Origin of the sequence: Formosa sp. A9, from assembly GCF_051200825.1 — a bacterium.
In the GTDB taxonomy this organism is placed as follows: Bacteria; Bacteroidota; Bacteroidia; order Flavobacteriales; family Flavobacteriaceae; genus Formosa.
The window spans coordinates 498835-523606 of sequence record NZ_CP195158.1 but is presented as its reverse complement, the minus strand read 5'-3'; the positions used below and the strand labels follow the sequence as shown (position 1 = coordinate 523606).

Here is a 24772-nt window from a genome sequence, read left to right as displayed (position 1 = left end):
TACAATATTACAAGCCCTTTTAAACATCGTAAAACTTCAATTATAAGGTTCCTCTTAAACAAAACCAAAGTATAAATTCGTAAGACAATACGAAAATATATTTAAATAAATGTCGCACACAAACATTCAAATATTTGACACAACGCTTCGCGATGGCGAGCAGGTCCCAGGTTGCAAATTAAATAAAGAGCAAAAGTTAATTATTGCAGAGCAGCTGGATTTCCTGGGAGTTGACGTTATTGAAGCTGGGTTTCCAGTGTCAAGTCCGGGAGATTTTGCTTCGGTAGAAGCCATTTCAAAAATCGTAAAGAATGCTACCGTTTGTGGTCTGTCTAGATCTGTAGAAAACGATATTAAAGTTGCGGGAGAAGCGTTGCGTTATGCCAAAAAATCTAGAATCCATACAGGTATTGGCACATCCGATTCTCACATTAAATTTAAATTCAATTCTAATCGCGACGCTATTATTGAACGCGCCGTTAGAGCAGTTCGTTATGCAAAAACATTTACCGAAGACGTTGAGTTTTATGCCGAAGATGCTGGTCGTACAGACAACGCCTATTTAGCACGTGTTTGCGAAGAAGTCATTAAAGCAGGTGCAACTGTTTTAAACATTCCAGATACTACTGGCTACTGCTTACCAAGCGAATATGGTGCTAAAATTAAATACTTAAAAGAAAACGTAAAAGGTATAGACAAAGCCATTTTATCTTGCCATTGCCACAACGATTTAGGTTTAGCTACAGCGAATTCTATAGAGGGCGTTATAAACGGAGCCAGACAAATAGAATGTACTATTAATGGTATTGGAGAACGCGCTGGAAATACTGCCCTAGAAGAAGTGGTAATGATTTTAAAGCAGCATCCAGATTTAAAGCTAGACACTAACATTAATACGTCTTTACTATATGGCATGAGCCAATTGGTTATAGAACACATGGGTATTTACACCCAACCTAACAAAGCTATTGTAGGTGCCAATGCTTTTGCACACAGCTCGGGAATACATCAGGATGGCGTTATAAAAAACAGAGAAACCTACGAAATTATAGATCCTAAAGATGTAGGTGTTACAGAGTCTGCTATAGTATTAACAGCCAGAAGCGGTAGAGCCGCATTAGCTTACAGAGCAAAAAACGTAGGTTACGAATTAACAAAACTTCAATTAGACGAAGTGTATGCTAATTTCCTTGAATTTGCAGACAAAAAGAAAGAAATAAACGATGCCGATATTCATCAAATTATTGAAACCAGCAGCGTTTACAATCAAATTATTTCAGCTTAAAAAAGCTTAAAGCCTGTATAAACTATACAGCGTAATTGAATTGAAATGAAAAAAACATTATTCGATAAAGTTTGGGATGCACATGTGGTCGATGCTATAGAAAACGGTCCACAAATATTGTACATAGACAAACATTTAATACACGAAGTTACCAGTCCGCAAGCCTTTAACGAGCTTGAAGACAGAAACATTCCTATTTTTAGGCCAGATCAAATTGTGGCCACAGCAGACCACAATACACCAACATTAAATCAACATTTACCAATACAAGACACACTTTCTAGACATCAGCTTGAGCAGCTATCAAAAAACTGTACCAAAAACGGAATCACACTATTTGAATTAGGTCACAAATACAATGGGATAGTGCACGTTATGGCACCCGAATTAGGTATCACACAACCTGGAATGACCATCGTTTGTGGAGACAGTCATACCTCTACACATGGTGCATTTGGAACCATTGCTTTTGGAATCGGTACCAGTCAGGTTGCTCAAGTTTTTGCTAGTCAGTGCTTACTGTTAACCAAACCCAAAAGTTTACGCGTTACAGTAAATGGCAAATTAAAGCCTGGCGTGCTTCCTAAAGATGTTATTTTATACATTATTTCTAAAATAGGTACCAATGCTGGTACAGGATATTTTTGTGAATATGCCGGCGATGTTTTCGAAAACATGAGCATGGAAGGTCGCATGACAGTGTGTAATATGAGTATAGAAATGGGCGCCCGTGGCGGTATGATTGCTCCAGACCAAACCACATTCGACTATGTAAAAGAACGTGAGTTTGCCCCTAAAGGTGACGATTTCGATAAAAAAGTAGCCTATTGGAAAACACTGCCTACAGACGACGGTGCGGTTTTCGATAAAGAATATAATTTTGATGCTGCCGACATAGAGCCTATGGTTACTTACGGTACAAATCCGGGTATGGGCATTAAAATTTCCGAAAACATTCCAGCTTTAGACGATGCTTCATTCGAGAAGTCGTTAAAATATATGGATTTCAAAAAAGGGGAATCCTTAATTAACAAACCTATAAACTATGTTTTTATAGGCAGTTGTACCAACTCTAGAATTGAAGATTTCAGAATTGCAGCACAATACATAAAAGGTAAGCATAAAGCGCCAAACGTTACGGCTTGGTTGGTACCTGGCAGTAAATTAGTAGAATCTCAGATTATAGAAGAAGGTTTAAAAGACATTTTTTTAGAAGCTGGTTTTGAATTACGCCAACCTGGATGTTCTGCGTGTTTAGCCATGAACGACGATAAAATTCCTCAAAACGAATATTGCGTTTCTACCTCTAACCGAAATTTTGAAGGCCGACAAGGTCAAGGAGCTAGAACCATTTTAGCAAGCCCATTAGTGGCAGCTGCAACCGCCGTAGAAGGAAAAATTATAGACATTACAAAACAATTAAACTAAATGGAAAAGTTTACAACCTTTCAGTCTAGAGCCATTCCATTAGACATAGAAAATATAGATACAGACCAGATTATTCCAGCGCGTTTTTTAAAAGCCACGGACAAGCAAGGTTTTGGCGATAATGTGTTTAGAGACTGGAGATATTCTAAAAACGGTGATTTAAACGAAGATTTCGTACTAAACGATACCACCTACATTGGCAGCATTTTAGTTGCTGGCGATAATTTTGGTTGTGGTTCCAGCCGTGAGCATGCCGCTTGGGCACTTGCTGGCTATGGGTTTAGAGTAATTGTTTCGAGTTTTTTTGCAGATATTTTTAAAGGGAATGCTTTAAACAATGGGCTGTTACCCATACAGGTATCGCCTGCGTTTTTAAAAGCACTCTTTACACAACTAAAAGCCAACCCAGAAACGATAATAAGCGTAGATTTAGAGGCACAAACCATTGCTATAAAAGACTCTAACCTTATAGAATCTTTCGATATCGATCCTTATAAAAAAACTTGCTTATTAAATGGTTACGACGACATTGATTACCTTTTAAGTAAAAAAGACGAAATTTTAGCTTTTGAAGCCAAATCGCAACACATTGCTATAGAGCATTAACAGCATAGCATATTAAGCACATAAAAACACATTCTTATGAAACTAGATATAGCAGTATTAGCAGGAGATGGTATAGGACCGGAAGTCACTGCTCAAGCCATAAAAGTTCTTAAAGCTGTTGCTTTAGAATTCGACCACACTTTTAATTTTAAATATGCTCCTGTTGGTGCAGTAGCTATAGACGAAACTGGCGATCCGTTACCAGAAGCTACTTTAGAGCTTTGTAAAAACACCGATGCGTTGCTGTTTGGTGCTATAGGAGACCCAAAGTACGATAACGACCCTTCGGCTAAAGTACGCCCGGAGCAAGGTTTATTAAAGCTTAGAAAATCGCTTGGACTATTTGCTAACATTCGTCCTGTAAAAGCTTACGATACCCTTTTAGATAAATCACCTTTAAAAAAGGAGATTATTAAAGGAACAGATATTAGCATCTATCGCGAGTTAACAGGTGGTATTTATTTTGGTAAAAAAGAAACCAGCGAAGACGGAAACTCGGCATCAGATTTATGCGAATATTCAAGAGAAGAAATAGAACGTATTGCGCATTTAGCCTTTAAAAACGCACAATCCAGACGTAAAAAGTTAACGTTAGTAGATAAAGCTAATGTTTTAGAAACTTCGCGTTTATGGCGTAAAATAGTAAAAGACGTTGCCAAAGACTACAAAGATGTAGAACTGGATTTTCTGTTTGTAGACAACGCAGCCATGCAAATGATATTAAACCCAAAACAATTTGATGTTATTTTAACCGAAAATATGTTTGGAGACATTATTAGCGACGAAGCTAGTGTAATTGGTGGTTCTATTGGTTTATTAGCATCGGCATCTGTAGGCGAAAAACATGCCATGTTCGAACCTATACATGGGTCTTTCCCGCAAGCTACAAACAAAGGTATTGCAAATCCTATTGCTTCCATCTTATCGGCAGCCTTGCTGTTAGATCATTTCGATTTACATGAAGAAGCAGACCTTATTAGAACCGCTGTAGATAAATCGTTAGCGTTACATATTACTACACCCGATTTAAATAGTAAATACGACAATATTACCACCTCTAAAGTTGGTGATTTTATAGAAGATTTTATTAGTAATCCTAAAGATTCTAATCATAACTTTTCGAATATCCATTTAGGACAATCTACTATTATTTAACTTTCTTAAGTTTATAATATATTTTTAATTGTATTCAAAAAAAGCGTCTCTTAGTTCAAGAGACGCTTTTTATATTTAAAAAGATTTACGTATGAATTATTCTACAATAAACTTTCCTTTCATTAAAGCATAATGCCCAGGAAAACTACACAAAAAGTCGTAAGTACCTGGCGCTGGAGCAGGAAATTCTATAACAGTTGTTTCTCCACCACCAATTAGTTTGGTATGAGCGATAACATCTTCGCTACCTTCTGGAACATAATCGTGGTCTGCTGCCGCTGCAGCCAATCCTGCAAATTTCGCCATATCTACACCTTGTTTAAGTAGCACAAAATTATGCCCCATAACATTCTTTGCCATCTTACCCGTATGCATTAAAGTTAACTTTACATTTTGACCTTGTTTAACTTTAATTTCTTTTAAATCGAAACTCATTTTATCATCGCCATGCAACATGATATCTGCAACGGTTTCTACTGTACTGCTGGCTGCTTCAGAAGTATCAGATTCAGATTCGGTAGCCGCTTCAGTTGAAGTTTCCATCTCAGACGCTGGAGCGGCTGGTGTATTTGTAGTTGTTGAACTTTCTGTTGTTGCTTCAGGAGTTGTTTCGTACGAAAATGATTTTTTTTCTTCTTTACCTCCACAATTAAGTAACAATACAGAAGACAATAAGAGTAGACTTGATTTTACAACTTTCATAATGACTATATTTAAGATTTATTGTTTAGGAAATTTACGACTAATTTCAGTTAATCCCAAATTATGAATGCTTCCTAAATGTGTGTGCTTTTTAGATGTATCGGGCGTATAGGTTCCGGCTTCTACCTCGCCCCCTATCTTTTTGTAAGCCTCTCTAAAAGGCATTCCGTTTACCACTAAGGTATTAATATTATCTACCGTAAACAGAAACTTATATTTATCGTCTTCCAAATTGATATCGTTTGCCTGCATTTGCGCTATCGAGAAATTGAAAATATCTAACACCGCTTTTAAATCTTCGAAAGCCTGGATAACATTTTCCTTTAACAATTGGTAATCGCGATGATAACCGCTTGGCAAATTATTGGTAATTAAAACCATTTCTGACTGTAATGCTTGAATTTTATTACACTTACCACGAATTAGCTCGAAAACATCTGGATTCTTTTTATGCGGCATAATACTGCTACCTGTAGTTAACTCGTCTGGAAAAGAAATAAACCCAAAATTCTGACTCATATACAAGCAAATATCCATTGCAAAACGCGCTAAAGTATTGCTTATGCTTCCTAAGGCCGCAGCAATGGTTCTTTCACTTTTTCCGCGACTCATTTGGGCCGCAACCACATTGTATTTTAGTGTTGAAAAATTCATTTCGGCAGTTGTAAACTCGCGATCTATAGGAAACGAACTGCCATAACCAGCAGCCGAACCTAAGGGATTTTGATCAACTACTTTTAACGCTGCATTTAGCAAGTATACATCATCTATCAACAATTCGGCATAAGCTGACAACCACAAACCGAAAGACGACGGCATGGCCACCTGTAAATGCGTGTAGCCTGGCAACAGTTTATCTTTAAAGGTCTCTGCCAGTTCTAATAAGGTATCGAAAAAAGATTTTGTTTTCTTTTGAATGCTTTTTAATTCTTCTTTATAATACAAATGCAAAGCCACTAAAACCTGATCGTTTCTGGAGCGCGCCGTATGTATTTTCTTTCCAACATCGCCAAGCGTTTTGGTTAATTCGAATTCTATTTTAGAATGCACGTCTTCAAACGTTTCTTCGATTACAAAAGTACCTTCTTCTATTTGCTGTTCTAAAACCGCTAAACCGCCTAACAACTGCTCTAATTCTTCGTCCGAAATAATTGCTATTTCTTTAAGCATTTTAGCATGCGCTTTTGAAGCAATTACATCGTACTTGGCAATATAAATATCTATCTCCCTGTCGTTACCAACAGTAAATTGCTCTATTTTTTTATCTATCGAAAGCCCTTTATCCCAAAGTTTCATGGTAATATGGTTTTAATAATGATTTAAACTACCGATTAAGCCGTGTTGTTAATCGGTAAAAATTATAATATTTTTTCTAATAACTGCACGTAAATAGCTACACCTTCTTCTATTTCGTTTACATAAATAAATTCGTCTGCCGAATGCGATCTGGTGCTGTCGCCTGGCCCTAATTTTAATGAAGAACAGGACAATACAGATTGATCGGATAGTGTTGGCGAACCATAAGTTGTTCGCCCTATAGCAATACCTGCTTTTACCAATTCGTGATCTTTTGGTATAGACGATGAATTTAAACGTAAACTTCTAGGCACAATCTCGCTGCAAGGCGCCTCTTTTTGTAGAATTTCGGCAATTTCGGCATTGGTATATTTATCGTTCACACGAACATCTATTACCAATTCTACTTCGGCAGGAATGGCGTTGTGCTGTTTACCACCTTTTATTTGAGACACTGTCATTTTAACGTCGCCTAAGGCTTCAGAAGGTCTATCAAAAGTATAATCTTTAAACCATTTTAAAACGTCTATTGTGTTATAAATGGCGTTATCGTTATTAGGGTGTGCCGCATGGCTAGGGGTTCCTTTTACTTTAGCATCAAAAACCACCAAGCCCTTTTCGGCGATTGCCAAATTCATTAAAGTCGGCTCGCCCACTATTGCAACATCTATTGGTGGTATTACCGACAACATACTATTTAAGCCATCTGGACCACTGCTTTCTTCTTCAGCCGACGCTACAATTACCAAATTGTATTTTAAATCTTTTTTCTTATAAAAATAAGTAAATGTAGCTAATAACGATACCAAGCAACCGCCAGCATCGTTACTGCCCAACCCATATAATTTTCCGTCTTCTACTATAGCTTTAAACGGATCTTTGGTATAGCCATTGTTAGGCTTTACTGTGTCGTGATGCGAATTTAATAGTAACGTTGGTTTTCCTTCTGTAAAATCTTCATTCACTGCCCAAACATTATTTTTGGTGCGTTTAAACGGAATTTGATGCGAAGTGAACCACGCTTCGATTAGTAAAGCCGTTTGATCTTCTTCCGATGAAAATGATGGTGTTTCAATTAATTTTTTAAGTAATAAAATGGCCTCTTCGGTTAGTTTTGTCGTCGTCATTAGGCTTGAATTGTTGTGTATTTTGAATCTTGATTAAATAGCATTTTAGGTTTGCCTAAGCATACTTTATGAACTTGGTTAGAAATGGCATGAAAACAATTATCCAGTTTTGGCAACATACCATCTGTAATAACACCATCGGCTTTAAGACTAGCAAACGAACTGGTATTGATGTGTTCTATTACCGAATTAGGATTTTCTACATCTAATAAAACGCCATCTTTTTCGAAACAATAGTACAATGCAACCTCGTAACTTTTGGCTAGCGCAATGGCTAATTCCGAAGCTACAGTATCGGCATTCGTATTAAATAATTGTCCGTTGTTATTATGAGTAATGGCACAGCACACAGGCGTAATGTCGTTTTTTAACAACACTTCCAAAACAGCTGTGTTAACTTGTTTAATATCGCCTACAAATCCATAATCGATGGTTTTTACAGGACGCTTTTCCGACACAATAATATTACCATCGGCTCCTGTAAAGCCAATACTGTTACAGGAATTCGCTTGCAGCTGTGCAACTATATTTTTATTGATTTTACCGGCATACACCATGGTAATTATATCTAAAGTTTCAGCATCTGTAATACGGCGTCCGTCAATCATTTTCACCTCAACCTGCATAGAGTTTGCCATTTTTGTAGCCAATTTACCGCCACCATGTATTAACACCTTTGGTCCTTTTAACTTCGCGAAATCCGTTAAAAATTGAGCTAGAGCGGCTTCATCGTCAATAATATTACCACCTATTTTTACTACTTTTAGTATTTCCATATTATAACGATTCTAATATTTCTTTTAACACAATTTGCGCAGCATAAGTACGGTTGTTAGCTTCGTGCATTACAACAGATTGCTCGCTATCTAACACAGCGTCTTCTACCACTACGTTTCGTCTAACCGGTAAGCAGTGCATAAATTTGGCATGGCCTAATTTTTCTTTGGTCATCATCCAGTTGCGATCTTTATTTAAAACTTGACCGTAATCGTTATAACTACTCCAATTCTTTACATACACAAAATCGGCGTCTTTTAAAGCCTCCTCTTGATTGTAATTAATAGGCGTATTTTTGGTAATCTCAGGATTCAATTCGTAGCCTTCGGGATGCGTTATGGTTAAATCCATATCCAATTCCTGCATCATCTCTACAAACGAATTCGCCACGGCCTGGGGTAAAGCTTTAGGGTGTGGTGCCCAAGACAAGACTACTTTTGGCTTCGGTTTTTCGGCTAATTCGGAAATGGTAATGGCATCGGCTAAAGCCTGTAGCGGATGCGCCGTGGCACTTTCCATATTTACTACAGGCACCGTCGCATATTTTTCGAAGCTTTTCAAGATATACTCCGAAGCATCTTTTTCTTTATCCACCAAACCTGGAAAGGCTCTAACGGCAATAATATCGGCATACTGCGAAATAACTTTCGCGGCTTCTTTTACGTGCTCCGACGTATTTGCGTTCATGATGGTACCATCTTCGAACTCTAAATTCCACGCATCATTGACATTCAGACTCATTACTTCCATCCCCAAATTTTTCGCGGCTTTTTCTGTACTAAGCCGAGTACGTAAACTCGAATTAAAAAACAACATAACTAAAGTTTTGCGTTTTCCTAAATTCTCGTACTCAAAAGGATTCATTTTTAAAAGAATCGCTTCTTTAATGGTTTCTGAAAGGTTTGAAATATCTTGTATTTGCGTGTATTTTTTCATGTTAATTTAACTCTTTTTTTAATGCTTCAAAGAACATATATAGGTGCTCTTTTTGAATCGTTAACGGCGGAAGTATTCTTAATAAATTAGGATTTTTAGCACTTCCTGTAAATATGTGGTGCTCGAATATTAAATTCTTACGAAGTTCTGCTATCGGGAAATCAAATTCCAATCCCAGCATTAAACCACGCCCTTTAATGGTTTTTAAACGCGGTAACTCTTCTGTTTTCTTTATAAAATATTCCGAAATCTCTTTAGTATGATTTAATAAGTCTTGCGCTTTCATGACTTCTAAAACTGCTAAAGAAGCGGCACAAGCCAAGTGGTTTCCTCCAAAAGTAGTTCCTAATAAACCATGGGTTCCTTTAATACTCGGGTGGATTAAAATACCACCAATAGGAAAACCATTCCCCATACCTTTAGCCATAGAAATAATATCTGGCGTTATATTGTGTTTCTGAAATGCAAAAAAATCGCCCGTTCTACCAAAACCAGATTGTACCTCGTCTGCAATTAAGCAGGTATTATATTGTTTACATAAACGCTCTAAACCTTGATAAAACTCGGTAGTGCTTTCATCTAAACCGCCAACACCTTGAATGCACTCTATAATTACGGCACAAACATCTTCCTTTTTTAAAGCGTTTTCAACACCTTCTAAATCACCTAATTCAAAAAAATCGACTGCTTGTTGTGCATTTAAAGGCGCTACTATTTTAGCATTGTCGGTAGCTGCTACCGCAGCCGATGTACGCCCATGAAATCCGTTTTTAAAAGCTACTATTTTTGATTTCCCGTTATGGAAAGACGCCAATTTTAAAGCGTTTTCGTTAGCTTCAGCACCCGAATTACACAAAAACAACTGATAATCGTTACACCCCGAAAACGTTGTTAATTCTTCGGCCAACTGTTCTTGTAACGGATTTTGAATGGCATTACTGTAAAAAGCAATCTGTTTTAATTGATTAGAGATACGCTCGACATAAGTTGTGTTTGTATGCCCAATAGAAATAACGGCATGACCGCCATATAGATCTAAATATTTTACATTCTTATTGTCGTAAACAAAAACGTCTTTCGCCCTAACTGGCGTGATATCGTAAAGCGGATACACAGGAAATAAACTCATATCTGATCCTTTTTAATATTAGTAATTTTATTATACGACGCGACCATACCTTGAATTAAAGACGAACTTAGCCCCTTGTGCTCCATTTCGTTTAAGCCTTCAATAGTACAACCTTTAGGCGTTGTTACCTTATCTATTTCTTCTTCTGGATGACTGCCACTGTGTATTAATAAATTGGCAGCACCTTCGCAAGTATGCATAGATAATTCTTGAGCAACTTCGGCATCGAAGCCTAATTGAATAGCGGCTTGAGTAGTCGCTCTTATTAAACGCATCCAAAAAGCAATACCGCTGGCACAAACTACTGTTGCGGCTTGCATTTGATTTTCTGGAATACATAACGAATGTCCTAAACGATTAAAAATAGCTTCTGCAATTTTAATTCGTTTTTGTCCTGCTTCGTTACTACATAAGCAGGTCATAGATTTCCCTACAGCAATAGCGGTATTAGGCATGGCTCTAATAATAAACTGGTTTTCGCCTACAATACTTTCTATCTTAGGAATTAAAAATCCTGTAATTGTAGAAATAAGCACATGCTTTTCGGTTAAATAAGGTGCAATTTGCTCTAACACCTTTTCGAAATGAGCCGGTTGTACTGCAAAAATTAAAATATCTGACTGTTGCACAGCTAGCACATTATCGCTTGTAATGGTCACATTAGGATAACCCTGAAATTCTTCTAAAGCCTGTACATTTCTTTTTGTTAAATACAGTGTTGTAATGGCGTTGTTGGTTATTAAACCTTTCGCAATAGAATATCCTAAATTTCCTGTTCCTATAATAGCAATTTTCATATGGTTATGGTTTTAAAAATAGCTTGCTTTTAATTGTAATCCTTCGCCTTCGTTAAAACCAAACATTAAATTCATATTCTGAACAGCTTGACCAGAAGCACCTTTAAGCAAGTTATCGATAACACTTGTTATCAACAATTTATTATTATGTTTATGCAAATGCAGGATACATTTATTGGTATTTACCACCTGCTTTAAATGAATATTATCGTCTGAAACCACAGTAAATTCTGCATCCTTATAAAAGTCTTTATACAAGGCTTGGGCTTCCTCTAAAGTGCCATCAAAGTTTGTATATGCGGTAGCGAAAATTCCTCTTGAAAAATCGCCGCGATTTGGCATAAAAATAATTTCGGAATCAAAATCTCCCTGTAATTGCTTTACCGACTGATTAATCTCTCCCAAATGCTGATGCGTAAAAGGTTTGTAATACGAAAAATTATTGTCGCGCCAAGTAAAATGTGTTGTTGCCGACAACGACGTTCCTGCTCCGGTAGCTCCGGTAACAGCATTAATATGAATGTCGTTTTTAAACTTTTTATTGGCCGCTAAAGGCAACAAGGCCAACTGAATGGCAGTTGCAAAACAGCCAGGATTAGCTAGGTAATTGGCTTGTTTAATCGCATCTTTATTCAGCTCTGGAAGACCATACACAAATTGTTTTCCTAAAAAATTCGCATCGGCTTCCAATCTAAAATCGTTACTTAAATCGATGATTTTAGTTGAATCAGAAAAACTATTATTCTCTAAAAACGCCGTAGAATTGCCATGTCCTAAACATAAAAACAAGACATCTACCTCGGCATTAATGGTATTGGTAAATTGTAAATTGGTACTACCAATTAAATCTTGATGCACTTTAGACACAGGATTTCCTGCATTAGAGGTACTATAAATAAAATTAATATTTACTTGTGGATGGTACATGAGTATTCTTATTAATTCTCCTGCTGTATACCCTGCCCCTCCAACAATGCCTGCTTGTATCATGATTTATTGTTTACTTGATGATAAATTTTATTTTGATTTCCTATAATCTTTATAAATCCTTTAGCTTCATCGGCCGTCCAACCTTTGTTCTCTTCGCCATAACTTGCAAAGTTTGATTTCATTAAATCGTGATTAGACGAGATGCCATCTAAAGAAAAATGATATGGTTTTAAGGTTACCACGACATCGCCACTAACATGTTCTTGGCTGCTTTCTAAAAACGCCTCCATGTTACGCATTACAGGATCTAAAAATTGTCCCTCGTGTAAATGCATCCCATAAAAACTAGATAAATAATCTTTATGCTGCATTTGCCATTTGGTAAGGGTATGCTTTTCTAATAAATGATGCGCTTTTACTGTAATTAATGCAGCTGCAGCTTCAAAACCAACACGACCTTTAATCCCCACTATGGTATCTCCTACATGAATATCTCTGCCTATAGCAAATTTAGACGCCAGAGTATTTAAAGCTTCAATGTTTTTTTCGGGAGCATTTTGCTCGCCGTTTAAAGCTACAAATTCGCCTTTATTAAAAGTTAAAGTTACTTTTTCTGAATCTGTTTTTTCTAATTGCGATGGATAAGCATGTTCTGGTAATGGCTTTTCGGATGTTAAGGTTTCTTCACCCCCAACGCTTGTGCCCCAAAGTCCTTTATTTACCGAATATTTGGCTTTTTCCCAAGACATGTCTACACCATTAGCCACCAAATAATCTATTTCTGTTTGTCGTGCTAATTTTTGATCTCTAATAGGTGTAATGATTTCTATCTCTGGAGCGAGCGTTTGAAAAATCATATCGAAACGCACTTGATCGTTTCCTGCACCAGTACTTCCGTGTGCTATATATTTAGCCCCTATACTTTTGGCGTACTCTATAATTTCGATAGCTTGAATGATACGTTCTGCACTTACAGATAATGGATAAGTGTTATTTTTTAATACGTTACCAAAAATTAAATATTTAACTACTTTATTATAAAATGTAGCTACGGCATCTATATTTACGTAAGTAGACACCCCCATTTTATATGCATTACTCTCTATTTTTGCAATTTCTTCAGAAGTAAAACCTCCTGTATTTACACTTACCGCATGGACATCAAACCCTTTATCTTTTGTTAAGTGTACTGCACAATACGATGTATCTAAACCGCCACTATAGGCTAAAACTAATTTTTTCATTTTTACTTATTTTCTTTTTTTAAAAACAAATGTTCCTTAATGCTTTTTAAACGCCTAAACACCTTAGACTTAATTGGTTTATGATCTTTAGGAGGTTGCTTATCTGGATCGTAAAGCATGCCGGTACACAAACACATTTTTTGTTCGGTACGCTGTAAAACATCGTAATTTTTACAAGTTTGGCAGCCTTTCCAGAAGGTCTGATCGTCTGTTAATTCTGAAAACGTTACAGGTTTATAGCCCAAGTCGCTATTCATTTTCATAACCGCTAATCCTGTTGTAATACTAAAGATTTTAGCATTAGGGAATTTGGTTCTAGAATGGTTAAAAATTTTATGTTTGATTTCTTTTGCTAACCCTCTGTTTCTAAAATCAGGATGTACTATTAGCCCCGAGTTGGCAACAAATTTACCATGGCCCCAGGCTTCTATATAACAAAATCCAGCAAACTTACCGTCTTCTATAGCGATTACGGCATTTCCATTCTCCATTTTTGTCATAATATATTCGGGAGAACGTTTCGCAATTCCTGTCCCTCTTACACGAGCAGATTCTGCAATCGTTTCACAAATAATATCTGCATAAATACTATGCGTTTTGTCAGCAATAACAATTTCCATTGTTTTGATTTTAAATTAAAAAAGTTAAAAAAGATTGTACTGAAAGTAGAACTGGACACACCTAAAGTTCCTAAATTAAAACTCACCCTTACGGGCGGCGAAATAAAATAGGGCGTAACGAAAAACTGTTACTATTTAAAATAACTAAATTTTGTGTGTAAAATGTAAATTGTGATGTAATCAAAGTAAAAAAAATAGAAATACGTATTCAGGCGAACAACTCTTGTAGATTAGTGTGCACTGCGGCGTCGGCGCAATGCAATTGCGGGACTTGATGGACGTATTTTATTTTTTATTAGAATCATATATCAAATGTACAATTTTATTCAATAAATCAATTAACTTTTTAATTTTTTTTATAATATATAATCGGTGCTAATAAAGTTTGAAGCTTTCGTATCTAGCAACTCCTTTAATATCGCATTATTATAGGCATTATCTTTAGAAGCCACAAAGGTTCTAATAGAAAACGATCGCAAGGCATCGTGTACACTTAGAGTCCCAACGGCAGAGTCTTTTCTGCCGGTAAACGGATACACATCTGGACCTCGTTGACAAGAACTATTTAAATTAACACGACAAACTAAATTTACCAAAGTATCTATTAATGGCGCTAAAGCCTGCGTATTTTGCCCAAATACACTCACCTGCTGCCCATAATTAGAATCGGCTATATCGCTTAACGGCTCTTCTATATCTTTAAAAGAAAGTACCGGAACTACAGGACCAAACTGCTCTTCCTGAAAAACTTTCATGTTTTTATTTACGGGATACAGCACAGCTGGAAAAATATAATTCTCTACCGTTTTACCGCCTTTTTTATTTAAAACCGAAGCCCCGTGATTTAATGCATCGTCTATTAATTCTTGAATATAAGCTGGTTTATCGGGTTCTGGCAATGGCGTTAATTTAGCGCCTTTATCCCAAGGGTTACCAAATTGCAACGCATCAACACGTTCGGCAAATCGTTTATTAAACGCTTCCCTAATATTTTCGTGTACATACAATACTTTTAATGCTGTACAACGTTGCCCATTAAACGATAAGGTTCCGGCGATACACTCATCTATTGTTAAATCTAAATCGGCGTCTGGTAAAATTATGGCTGGATTTTTAGCTTCTAACCCTAATACTAAACGCAATCTGTTTTGTCTAGGATGACTATCTTGTAGTGCATTTGCCGATTTACTATTTCCTATTAAGGCCAAAACATCTACGCGACCTGCTTCCATAATAGGGGTAGCAACTACACGACCACGACCATAAATAATATTAACCACGCCTGGCGGAAAACTATTTTTAAAAGCTTCCAATAACGGTGTCATTAACAACACGCCATGTTTAGCTGGTTTAAAAATAACTGTATTCCCCATAATTATGGCCGGGATTAACAAAGCAAACGTTTCGTTTAACGGATAGTTGTACGGCCCCAAACACAAAACAATACCCAAAGGGCCTCGTCGTATATGCGCATAAACGCCATCTTGCTTTTCGAACTTAGCATTATCGCGGTCTAACTGTTTATATTCTTCAATGGTATCGTAAATATAGTCTACCGTTCTGTCGAATTCTTTTTCAGAATCGGGTAAATTTTTCCCAATTTCCCACATCAACAATTTCACGATCTCTTCGCGCTTGGTTTTCATTTGCGAAACAAACTTTTGCATACAGGCAATACGATCTATCACTTTCATGGTTGGCCATTCGCCTTGCCCTTTTCCGTACGCCTCTCCAGCAGCCTCTAATGCCTCCAAGGCTTCTTTTTTTCCTAACTGAGGAATTTGCCCCAATAGTGTGGGAGCATATTGTTTTGTAGATGAAATAGAAGAATAAACATTGGCCATTTCTCCAGACCATGTTTTTAACTCACCACCTACCAAATAGGTGTTTTGTTGTATGGTTGTTGTAATTTGATACTGTTCTGGAATTTCTAGAAACGATGTATTCATATTTGGTGGTTAATTAATGCTTAGTAGCATTAAAATTACATGTATAAAGTTAACATGCAATTATAATTTATTGATTAAGAAATAGTTAAAATCACACTAAAAACTGAAATAAATCTGGCTTGTCGTTTATATAATCACCATAAAAGTTTTTCAGTTTCATTTTGGTCATTAACGGCTCTAAATCGGCAGCCGATTTTAATTCGATACCAACTACAGCAGATCCGTTTTCTCGGTTTGTTTTTTTGGTGTATTGAAAATATGTAATATCGTCGTTCGGCCCTAAAATTTCGGCTACAAACTCTTTTAAAGCTCCTGCGCGTTGCGGGAATTTTACTATAAAATAATGCTTTAGATTAGAGTACAATAAGGCGCGTTCTTTAATTTCCGCAGTTCTTGTAATGTCGTTATTACTCCCACTTACTACACACACTACATTTTTACCTTTAATCTCGTCGGCATAAAAATCTAATGCAGCAATACTCAAGGCACCTGCTGGTTCTACAACAATGGCATCCTTATTATACAATTCCAATATGGTTTCGCAAATTTTGCCTTCGGGAACCGTAATCATATCGTGCAAAGTAGACTGACAAATAGAAAAAGTTCTATCGCCAACTTTTTTAACGGCAGCTCCGTCAACAAAATTTTCTATCGTTTTTAATTCGGTATTATGTCCGTTTTTAATAGAAGTAGACATCGATGGGGCACCTAAAGGCTCTACCCCTATAATCTTGGTGTTTGGAGACAATTGTTTAAAGACAGTAGACAGCCCTGAAGCTAATCCGCCACCGCCTACAGGAACAAAAACATAATCCAAAGGACAATCGGTCTGACTTAAAATTTCGAGACCAATAGTAGCTTGCCCCTCTATAACTTCTTTATCGTTAAACGGATGAATAAACGTTTTATTTAAACGCTCGCACTCCAACATGGCCGCATGATAAGCATCGTCGTAAGTATCGCCTACCAAAACAATATTTGTATACTCTTCTCCAAACATTTTTACCTGTTCAATTTTCTGATTAGGCGTTGGAGACGGCATAAAAATAGTGCCTTTAATTTTTAATAATTTACAAGACAAGGCCACACCTTGCGCATGATTGCCTGCGCTAGCACATACAATTCCGTTTTCCATTTGGTTGGCACTTAAAGAAGATATTCTATTATAAGCACCACGAATTTTGTACGATCTTACCAACTGCAAATCTTCACGCTTTAGCAAAACGTTCGCTTGAAATCGTTTTGAATATTGTAAGTTTTGCACCAAAGGTGTTAAAACAGCAACCGATTTTAAACGTTCGGCTGCTGCTTGTACTGCTTTTAAACTCGGATAATATGTTGTACTATCTGTTTGCATCTATTACAATTAAGCTAATACAGAAGCTTCTTCTTCTACTTCTGTCTTTATTGTTTTCATTGCTGTCATGGCTGTTCTTAGGGTTTTCCCTACTGCTTCGATTGGGTGATTTCTAATCGCATCGTTAACCGCAATTAATTCAATATTATCTACCGCATTAGAAGTTGCAAAAGGCTTTCCTATAACATCGGTTTTAATGCCTTTCATAAAATCTTTCAATAAAGGCTTCGCTGCATGATCGAATAAATAACAACCATATTCTGCTGTATCAGAAATTACGCGGTTCATTTCGTATAATTTCTTTCTTGCAATTGTATTTGCAATTAACGGCAATTCGTGTAATGATTCGTAATAAGCAGACTCTTCAATAATTCCAGCGCTTACCATAGTCTCGAAAGCTAATTCCACACCAGATTTAACAAAAGCAATCATTAATACTCCATTATCGAAATACTCCTGTTCTGAGATTTTTTCTGAAGTCAACTTCGTTTTTTCGAAAGCTGTTTCGCCTGTAGCCGCTCTCCAAGTTAATAGGTTAACATCGTCGTTAGCCCAGTCTTCCATCATGGTTTTAGAAAAATGTCCAGAGATAATATCATCCATGTGCTTTTCGAATAACGGACGCATAATGTCTTTCAATTCTTCAGACAATTTATACGCTTTTATTTTAGCAGGATTAGACAATCTGTCCATCATAGTTGTAATACCACCATGTTTTAAAGCTTCGGTAACAGTTTCCCAACCATACTGAATTAATTTTGCAGCATAACCAGGCTCTACACCTTCTTCAACCATTTTATCGAAACATAAAATAGATCCGGTTTGTAACACCCCACATAATATGGTTTGTTCTCCCATTAAATCACTTTTTACCTCAGCAACGAAAGACGATTCCAAAACTCCAGCTCTATCACCTCCAGTAGCCACAGCATAAGCTTTTGCTTGTGCTAAACCTTTACCTTCTGGATCGTTTTCTGGATGCACCGCTATTAATGTTGGCACTCCAAACCCACGCTTATACTCTTCGCGCACTTCTGTTCCAGGACATTTTGGCGCTACCATTATAACCGTTAAATCTTCACGTACTTGTGTACCTTCTTCTACAATATTAAATCCGTGAGAATACGATAATGTTGCTCCTTTCTTCATTAAAGGCATTACTGTATTTACTACATTAGTATGTTGTTTATCTGGAGTTAAATTTAACACCACATCGGCAGTTGGAATTAAATCTTCGTAGGTTCCTACGTTAAAATTATTCTCGGTCGCGTTTACATAAGATGCTCTTTTTTCTTCAATTGCAGCTGCGCGTAAAGCATAAGATATGTCTAAACCAGAATCTCTCATATTAAGACCTTGGTTTAACCCTTGTGCCCCACATCCTACAATAACGATTTTCTTTCCTTTTAACGCATTTACTCCATCTTCAAATTCTGAAGATGCCATAAAACGACATTTCGATAATTGCTCTAATTGTTTTCTTAATGATAAGGTGTTAAAATAATTTGCCATTTTTTTAAAATTAATTAAATGCTGCTAACATTTGTGATATTTTCATTTCTTCTTTAGTTACTGCTATGCGTCCAGAACGTACAAATTGCATGATGCCATAAGCACTAAAATCGTGGTATAATTGATCGATTTCATGTCTACGTCCCGACTTTTCTAACACAAAAAATTCTTTATTAACGGTTACAATTCTTGTGTTACTATCTTTTATTATATTTTGTATTTCGCGTTCTTCGAACAATAAATCCGATCGTAATTTAAACATACATGATTCCTGATAAATGGTCTCATCATCGGTATGATAATAGGCCTTGATCACTTCGACTTGTTTTTCGATTTGGCCTACTATTTTTTTGATACGCGCTTCAGTTAAATTTACAACAATGGTAAATCTAGAAACGCCTTCAATCTCCGAGATAGAGGTGTTTAAACTTTCTACATTAATATGTCTACGCTGAAAAATTGCTGAAATTCTATTTAAAAGTCCGATATTATTTTCGGTATAAATAGATATGGTGAATGTCTGTACTGTCTCTTCCATAATTAACTTAATCTAACATCTGAAACTGAAGCTCCTGTTGGTATCATAGGGAAAACATTATCTTCCTTCTCTACGCAAACCTCTAAAAAATAAGCGCCTTTGCAAGCCATCATTTCTGCTACAGCATCGGCCAATTCTTCGCGCTTGCTCACGCGTTTAGCTTCTATATGATATCCTTTAGCGATGGTAACAAAATCTGGATTTGTCATTTCGGTTGAAGCGTAACGCTTATCGAAAAACAACTGCTGCCATTGGCGCACCATTCCTAAAAATTCGTTGTTTAAAACCACGATTTTAACAGGAACCTGTTGTTGGAATATAGTACCTAACTCTTGAATATTCATTTGAAAGCCACCATCGCCAATAATAGCAACTACATCGCGTTCAGGCGCAGCCATTTTAGCCCCGATTGCCGCAGGAAGTGCAAAGCCCATAGTCCCTAAACCTCCAGAAGTGATATTACTTTTTGTAATATTAAACTGGGCATAACGACAGGCTATCATTTGGTGCTGCCCCACATCTGAAACAATTGCTGCATCGCCGCCAGATTGTACGTTTATTTGATTCAAAACTTCCCCCATAGTAAGGCCTTCCTTTTCTGGGTGTAAATCTTTTTTAATTACTTTTTCGAACTCAACGGCATGTAAGTCTTTAAATTCTTGATGCCATTTGTCGTGATTACGATCTTCCAACAAAGGCAATAATGCTGTTAAACTCGATTTCGCATTGCCTAAAACAGCGATGTCGGTTTTTACATTTTTATCGATTTCTGCTGGATCTATTTCAAAATGAACAACTTTAGCCTGCTTGGCATAGGTTGCTAAATTCCCCGTAACACGATCGTCGAATCGCATACCAATGGCTATTAACACATCGCATTCGTTGGTTAAAATATTAGGCGCATAATTACCGTGCATTCCCACCATACCCACATTTAACGGATGTGATGTTGGCACCGCCGATGCTCCTAAAATTGTCCACGCCGAAGGAATCCCTGCTTTTTCAATCACCGCTTTTAGCTCAGCTTCGGCTTTACCTAAAATAACGCCTTGCCCCCAAACTATCATTGGTTTTTTAGCGGCATTAATAAGTTGTGCTGCTTCGGCTACAGCCTTTAAATCTGTTTCCGGAACAGGTTTATAACTGCGAACCGACTGGCATTTTTCGTATTTAAAATCGAATTCTTCAAACTGTGCATCTTTTGTAACATCTATAAGCACAGGGCCTGGACGACCACTCTTGGCAATATAAAAGGCTTTTGCTATGGTTGCAGGAATATCGGCTGCTTTTGTAATTTGCACATTCCATTTTGTTACTGGCGTAGAAATACCAACGATGTCTGTTTCCTGAAATGCATCGCTGCCTAACAAATGCGATGCTACTTGCCCCGTAATACAAACTACTGGCGTAGAGTCTATTTGCGCATCGGCAATTCCTGTAATTAAATTCGTTGCTCCTGGTCCAGATGTTGCCATAGCCACACCTACTTTTCCAGAAATACGCGCATAGCCTTGCGCCGCATGTGCCGCACCTTGCTCATGTCTGGTTAACACATGATGAATTTGATCTTGATATTTAAAAAGTTCGTCGTAAACTGGCATAATAGCACCTCCTGGATACCCGTAAAGCACCTCCACCCCTTCTGCCAACAAACATTTTATTATGGCTTCGCTACCCGAAATACGCACGGTTTCGGCTGTAGCTTTTTTATTTGATTTTATTGTTTCTGTATTCATAAATCTTAACGTCTTTTGATAAGATCCTGCCTACGCAGGAACACTAGAACTCATCGGTCACGCACCCTTTTGATGCAGACGATACGGTTCTCGCATATTTGTAAAGCACTCCTCTCTCGAATTTTAATTTTGGAGCTACCCATTTTGCTCGTCTCTCAGCTAGTTCTTCGTCTGAAATTTCAATATTAATGGTATTATTAACGGCATCGATAGCTATGATGTCTCCATTTTCTACCAAGGCAATATTACCACCATCTTGAGCTTCGGGCGCTACATGTCCCACTACGAAACCATGCGAACCTCCAGAAAAACGGCCATCGGTAATTAAAGCCACATCTTTACCTAATCCTGCTCCCATTATAGACGATGTTGGTTTTAACATTTCCGGCATTCCTGGACCTCCTTTTGGACCTTCGTAGCGGATGATGACGACATCTCCTTTTTTAACCTTCCCTGTCTTTATGCCTTCGTTCACTGCCGCTTCACCATCAAACACATTGGCAACACCTCTAAACGACAAACCTTCTTTTCCTGTAATTTTTGCCACAGCACCTTCTGTCGCTAAGTTCCCAAATAGAATTCTGATGTGTCCAGAATCCTTTACGGGTTTATCTAATGTTTTTATGATATCTTGTCCGTCTAATAAATTAGGGACATCTTTTAAATTTTCGGCTAAAGTTTTTCCTGTTACTGTTAAACAATCGCCGTGAAGCATATCGTTTTCTAACATATATTTTAAAACTCCTGGAATTCCTCCAACGGCATGCAAATCTTCCATTGCATATTTACCGCTTGGTTTTAAATCTGCCAATAAAGGTGTAGCATCGCTAATACGTTTAAAATCTTCTAAGGTAAACTCTAATTGAGCCGCTTTAGCAATCGCCAAAAAATGAAGCACAGCATTAGTAGATCCTCCTAAAACAGTTACCAGTCTAAAAGCATTTTCCAACGATTTTTTAGTAACAATATCCGACGGTTTAATATCTCTTTCCAACAATAAACGTAAAGCCTCTCCTGCTTTTACAGACTCTTCTTCTTTTAAATTCCCGTTACTAATTGCCGGATTTGAAGAGTTAAAAGGCAACGACATCCCTAAAGCTTCTATTGCCGACGCCATTGTATTTGCAGTGTACATGCCTCCGCAAGCACCCGCACCAGGGCACGCTTTATGTACAACTTCCTTAAACTCTGATTCATCTATTGTGCCTGCCACTTTTTGCCCATAAGCTTCAAAAGCAGAAATGATATCTAATTTTTTTCCGTTATGACAACCCGAAGCAATAGTACCTCCATACACTAATACCGATGGTCTGTTTAGTCGCAACATCGCCATTAAGGCACCTGGCATATTTTTATCGCAACCTACTACAGTGACCAATCCGTCGTAACTCATGGCTTCCACTACGGTCTCCATAGAATCTGCAATAATATCGCGAGAAGGCAGAGAAAATCGCATACCTGGTGTACCATTAGAAATACCGTCGCTTACACCTATGGTATTAAATATAAGACCGACTAAATTTGCATTTTCTGTTCCTTTTTTAACATGCAAAGCCAAGTCGTTTAGGTGCATATTACACGGATTACCTTCGTAACCTGTACTCGCAATGCCTATAAAAGGCTTTTTTAAATCTTCGTCTGTTAGCCCTATTGCATGCAACATGGCCTGAGCTGCCGGCAATGTTGCGTCTTGAGTTACTGTATTACTGTACTTTTTTAAGTTTTTCATATGTTTTTAAACGCTTTTACGCTATATCCTTTCTTTACAAGGGTACTAAATTAATTTTTTATGGTTTTTTAACAGATTTAATCTCATTCTCACAGACTAAACTCATTTTAAATATTAATGATATAAAATATTGATTTACAGTATTTTAACCCAATTAATATATGATGTTCAATACCTGATTTTTTTTCACTTTTTTTCCTTCTATTATTTAACTGATTTTTCACTCAGCATAACTATTCACATTCCATTAAAAAACCAGCAATAAAAAAGCCTTCCCGATAAAAGGAAGGCTTCAAAATTTATTATAATAGTAAACACACTTCCTTTATCCCAGAGTACGAATCTCCACGACAATAATAGAAATGATGTTTACAATTGTTTTTCTCATATACATGTCAAATATCTTAAATCTAAAGGTAACGACCTAAAAAAATAAGCACAAATTAAACTAATTATACTCTAGGCAAATCTATTCCCTTTTTAAGTGGCAAATTAGATTCTCCCATAAGGTACTTATCGACATGATGAGCTGCTTGTCTACCTTCTGAGATTGCCCAAACAATTAAAGATTGACCACGACGCATATCTCCTGCCACAAAAATACCCGGCACATTAGACATGTAATCATTAGTATCGGCCTTAATATTGGTTCTAAAGTCTGTCTCCAAGCCAAATTGCTCTACCAAGGTAGTTTCTGCCCCTGTAAAACCTAGGGCCAACAAGGCCAATTCGCAATCCCAAGTTTTTTCTGTTCCTGCTAATTCTTTAAGCTGTGGACGTTCTCCTGGTTTAAAAATCCATTCTACTTCAACGGTTTTTAACCCCTTAAGATTTCCTTCTTTATCCCCTAAAAATTCTTTGGTCGAAATACTAAAAAAGCGTTCTACACCTTCTTTATGCGACGAACTTGTTCTTAATCGCATTGGCCAATATGGCCATGGTTGATGCGCTGGACGTCCTTCCGTAGGTTTATCTAAAATCTCGAAGTTTGTAACCGATTTAGCACCATGTCGATTAGAGGTTCCTATACAATCGGAACCAGTATCTCCACCACCAATTACAATTACATTTTTACCTGTAGCCAAAATCTCTTCACCTAAATCTTTTTGACCGCTTACTCGCTTATTATTTTGCTTCAGAAAATCCATAGCTTGCACTACGCCTTTTAAATCCGATCCCGGAATTGGCATACCACGTCTTACAGTCGCACCACCACATAACACAACAGCATCAAATTCAGCCTTTAATTTCTCGGCATCAACATTCACTCCTACATGTGCATTGGTTTTAAAGGTAACCCCTTCTTCTTTTAAAACTTCGATACGTCTGTCTATAATTTGTTTCTCCAATTTAAAATCTGGAATTCCGTAACGCAGCAAACCACCAACTTTATCGTCGCGTTCAAAAAGCGTTACTAAATGCCCCGCACGATTTAACTGTTGTGCAGCAGCCAAACCTGAAGGTCCGCCACCAATAACAGCCACAGTTTTTCCTGTACGCGCTTTTGGTGGGTGAGCTACAATCCAACCTTCTTTAAAAGCTGTTTCTACAATATTTTTCTCGATATTTTCTATGGTTACAGGGTCTTCATTTATACCCAACACACACGCCTCTTCGCATGGCGCAGGACATAAACGACCTGTAAACTCTGGAAAGTTATTGGTAGAATGTAATATTGCTGCCGCCTCTTTCCATTTACCCTTATAAACTTTATCGTTAAAATCTGGAATTAAATTTCCTAACGGACACCCGCTATGGCAAAACGGAATTCCACAATCCATACAACGCGCGCCCTGATTTTTAATTTCAGGTTCAGATAAAGGTATAGTAAATTCTTTATAGTCTTTTATACGTTGCTCTACAGGCTCGTAAGCCTCTATTTCGCGTTTATATTCTAAAAATCCTGTTGTTTTTCCCAT

The 24772-nt window shown here is 37.2% G+C and carries 21 protein-coding genes; 4 read left to right on the top strand and 17 right to left on the bottom strand.

Annotated elements, in window-relative coordinates; genetic code table 11:
• Window positions 1–109: 109 nt before the first annotated feature.
• The 4 genes from ACR9EA_RS02165 to leuB are packed head-to-tail and all read left to right on the top strand — an operon-like array spanning window position 110 to window position 4474.
• Window positions 110–1285: a 2-isopropylmalate synthase gene (locus ACR9EA_RS02165; RefSeq protein ID WP_435136870.1), complete on the top strand. Its 1176-nt coding sequence runs from the start codon at window positions 110–112 to the stop codon at window positions 1283–1285.
• Window positions 1286–1330: 45 nt separating this feature from the next.
• Window positions 1331–2713, top strand: a complete 1383-nt coding sequence (gene leuC, locus ACR9EA_RS02160; protein WP_435136867.1) for a 3-isopropylmalate dehydratase large subunit — start codon at window positions 1331–1333, stop codon at window positions 2711–2713.
• Entirely contained in the window at window positions 2714–3319 is a 606-nt protein-coding gene (gene leuD / locus ACR9EA_RS02155) for a 3-isopropylmalate dehydratase small subunit (RefSeq protein ID WP_435136864.1), read from the top strand.
• A 36-nt stretch (window positions 3320–3355) separates the two neighbouring features.
• Window positions 3356–4474 carry a 3-isopropylmalate dehydrogenase gene (gene leuB / locus ACR9EA_RS02150; RefSeq protein ID WP_435136861.1) on the top strand — a complete coding sequence of 373 codons (1119 nt, stop codon included), beginning with the start codon at window positions 3356–3358 and terminating at the stop codon, window positions 4472–4474.
• A gap of 96 nt (window positions 4475–4570) precedes the next feature.
• Here leuB and azu read toward each other — a convergent pair whose 3' ends face one another.
• From azu to ACR9EA_RS02065, 17 genes are all read right to left on the bottom strand, one after another.
• On the bottom strand, window positions 4571–5176 hold the full coding sequence (gene azu / locus ACR9EA_RS02145; RefSeq protein ID WP_435136858.1) for an azurin: 606 nt from the start codon (window positions 5174–5176) through the stop codon (window positions 4571–4573).
• 18 nt (window positions 5177–5194) lie between these two features.
• Window positions 5195–6472 (bottom strand): argininosuccinate lyase, encoded by a 1278-nt coding sequence (argH, locus tag ACR9EA_RS02140; protein WP_435136855.1) that lies wholly within the window; start codon window positions 6470–6472, stop codon window positions 5195–5197.
• A gap of 62 nt (window positions 6473–6534) precedes the next feature.
• Window positions 6535–7599, bottom strand: coding sequence for a M20 family metallo-hydrolase (locus tag ACR9EA_RS02135; RefSeq protein WP_435136852.1), 1065 nt, complete (start codon window positions 7597–7599; stop codon window positions 6535–6537).
• Complete coding sequence (gene argB / locus ACR9EA_RS02130; protein ID WP_435136849.1) at window positions 7599–8375, bottom strand: acetylglutamate kinase; 777 nt, start codon at window positions 8373–8375, stop codon at window positions 7599–7601. The genes ACR9EA_RS02135 and argB overlap by 1 nt, the downstream gene beginning before the upstream one ends.
• 1 nt (window position 8376) lies before the next feature.
• Window positions 8377–9312: an acetylornithine carbamoyltransferase gene (locus tag ACR9EA_RS02125; RefSeq protein WP_435136846.1), complete on the bottom strand. Its 936-nt coding sequence runs from the start codon at window positions 9310–9312 to the stop codon at window positions 8377–8379.
• Between the two features lies 1 nt (window position 9313).
• Window positions 9314–10441: an aspartate aminotransferase family protein gene (locus ACR9EA_RS02120; protein ID WP_435136843.1), complete on the bottom strand. Its 1128-nt coding sequence runs from the start codon at window positions 10439–10441 to the stop codon at window positions 9314–9316.
• Window positions 10438–11238: a pyrroline-5-carboxylate reductase gene (gene proC / locus ACR9EA_RS02115; protein WP_435136840.1), complete on the bottom strand. Its 801-nt coding sequence runs from the start codon at window positions 11236–11238 to the stop codon at window positions 10438–10440. Before proC ends, ACR9EA_RS02120 begins: the two co-directional genes overlap by 4 nt.
• Window positions 11239–11250: 12 nt before the next feature.
• On the bottom strand, window positions 11251–12228 hold the full coding sequence (gene argC / locus ACR9EA_RS02110) for an N-acetyl-gamma-glutamyl-phosphate reductase (RefSeq protein WP_435136837.1): 978 nt from the start codon (window positions 12226–12228) through the stop codon (window positions 11251–11253).
• Window positions 12225–13412, bottom strand: coding sequence for an argininosuccinate synthase (locus tag ACR9EA_RS02105; protein WP_435136834.1), 1188 nt, complete (start codon window positions 13410–13412; stop codon window positions 12225–12227). The genes argC and ACR9EA_RS02105 overlap by 4 nt, the downstream gene beginning before the upstream one ends.
• Before the next feature lie 2 nt (window positions 13413–13414).
• Entirely contained in the window at window positions 13415–14032 is a 618-nt protein-coding gene (locus tag ACR9EA_RS02100) for a GNAT family N-acetyltransferase (protein ID WP_435136832.1), read from the bottom strand.
• A gap of 356 nt (window positions 14033–14388) precedes the next feature.
• Complete coding sequence (locus ACR9EA_RS02095; protein ID WP_435136829.1) at window positions 14389–15981, bottom strand: NADP-dependent glyceraldehyde-3-phosphate dehydrogenase; 1593 nt, start codon at window positions 15979–15981, stop codon at window positions 14389–14391.
• 91 nt (window positions 15982–16072) lie between these two features.
• Window positions 16073–17338 carry a threonine ammonia-lyase IlvA gene (gene ilvA, locus ACR9EA_RS02090; RefSeq protein ID WP_435136826.1) on the bottom strand — a complete coding sequence of 422 codons (1266 nt, stop codon included), beginning with the start codon at window positions 17336–17338 and terminating at the stop codon, window positions 16073–16075.
• A gap of 9 nt (window positions 17339–17347) precedes the next feature.
• A complete protein-coding gene (gene ilvC / locus ACR9EA_RS02085; protein WP_435136823.1) occupies window positions 17348–18850 on the bottom strand; it encodes a ketol-acid reductoisomerase in 1503 nt (500 codons plus the stop codon).
• 10 nt (window positions 18851–18860) lie between these two features.
• Complete coding sequence (ilvN, locus tag ACR9EA_RS02080) at window positions 18861–19388, bottom strand: acetolactate synthase small subunit (RefSeq protein ID WP_435136820.1); 528 nt, start codon at window positions 19386–19388, stop codon at window positions 18861–18863.
• Window positions 19389–19390: 2 nt separating this feature from the next.
• Entirely contained in the window at window positions 19391–21124 is a 1734-nt protein-coding gene (gene ilvB, locus ACR9EA_RS02075) for a biosynthetic-type acetolactate synthase large subunit (RefSeq protein ID WP_435136817.1), read from the bottom strand.
• 43 nt (window positions 21125–21167) lie between these two features.
• Window positions 21168–22853, bottom strand: a complete 1686-nt coding sequence (ilvD, locus tag ACR9EA_RS02070) for a dihydroxy-acid dehydratase (RefSeq protein ID WP_435136814.1) — start codon at window positions 22851–22853, stop codon at window positions 21168–21170.
• 452 nt (window positions 22854–23305) lie between these two features.
• Window positions 23306–24772, bottom strand: coding sequence for a glutamate synthase subunit beta (locus ACR9EA_RS02065; RefSeq protein WP_435136811.1), 1467 nt, complete (start codon window positions 24770–24772; stop codon window positions 23306–23308).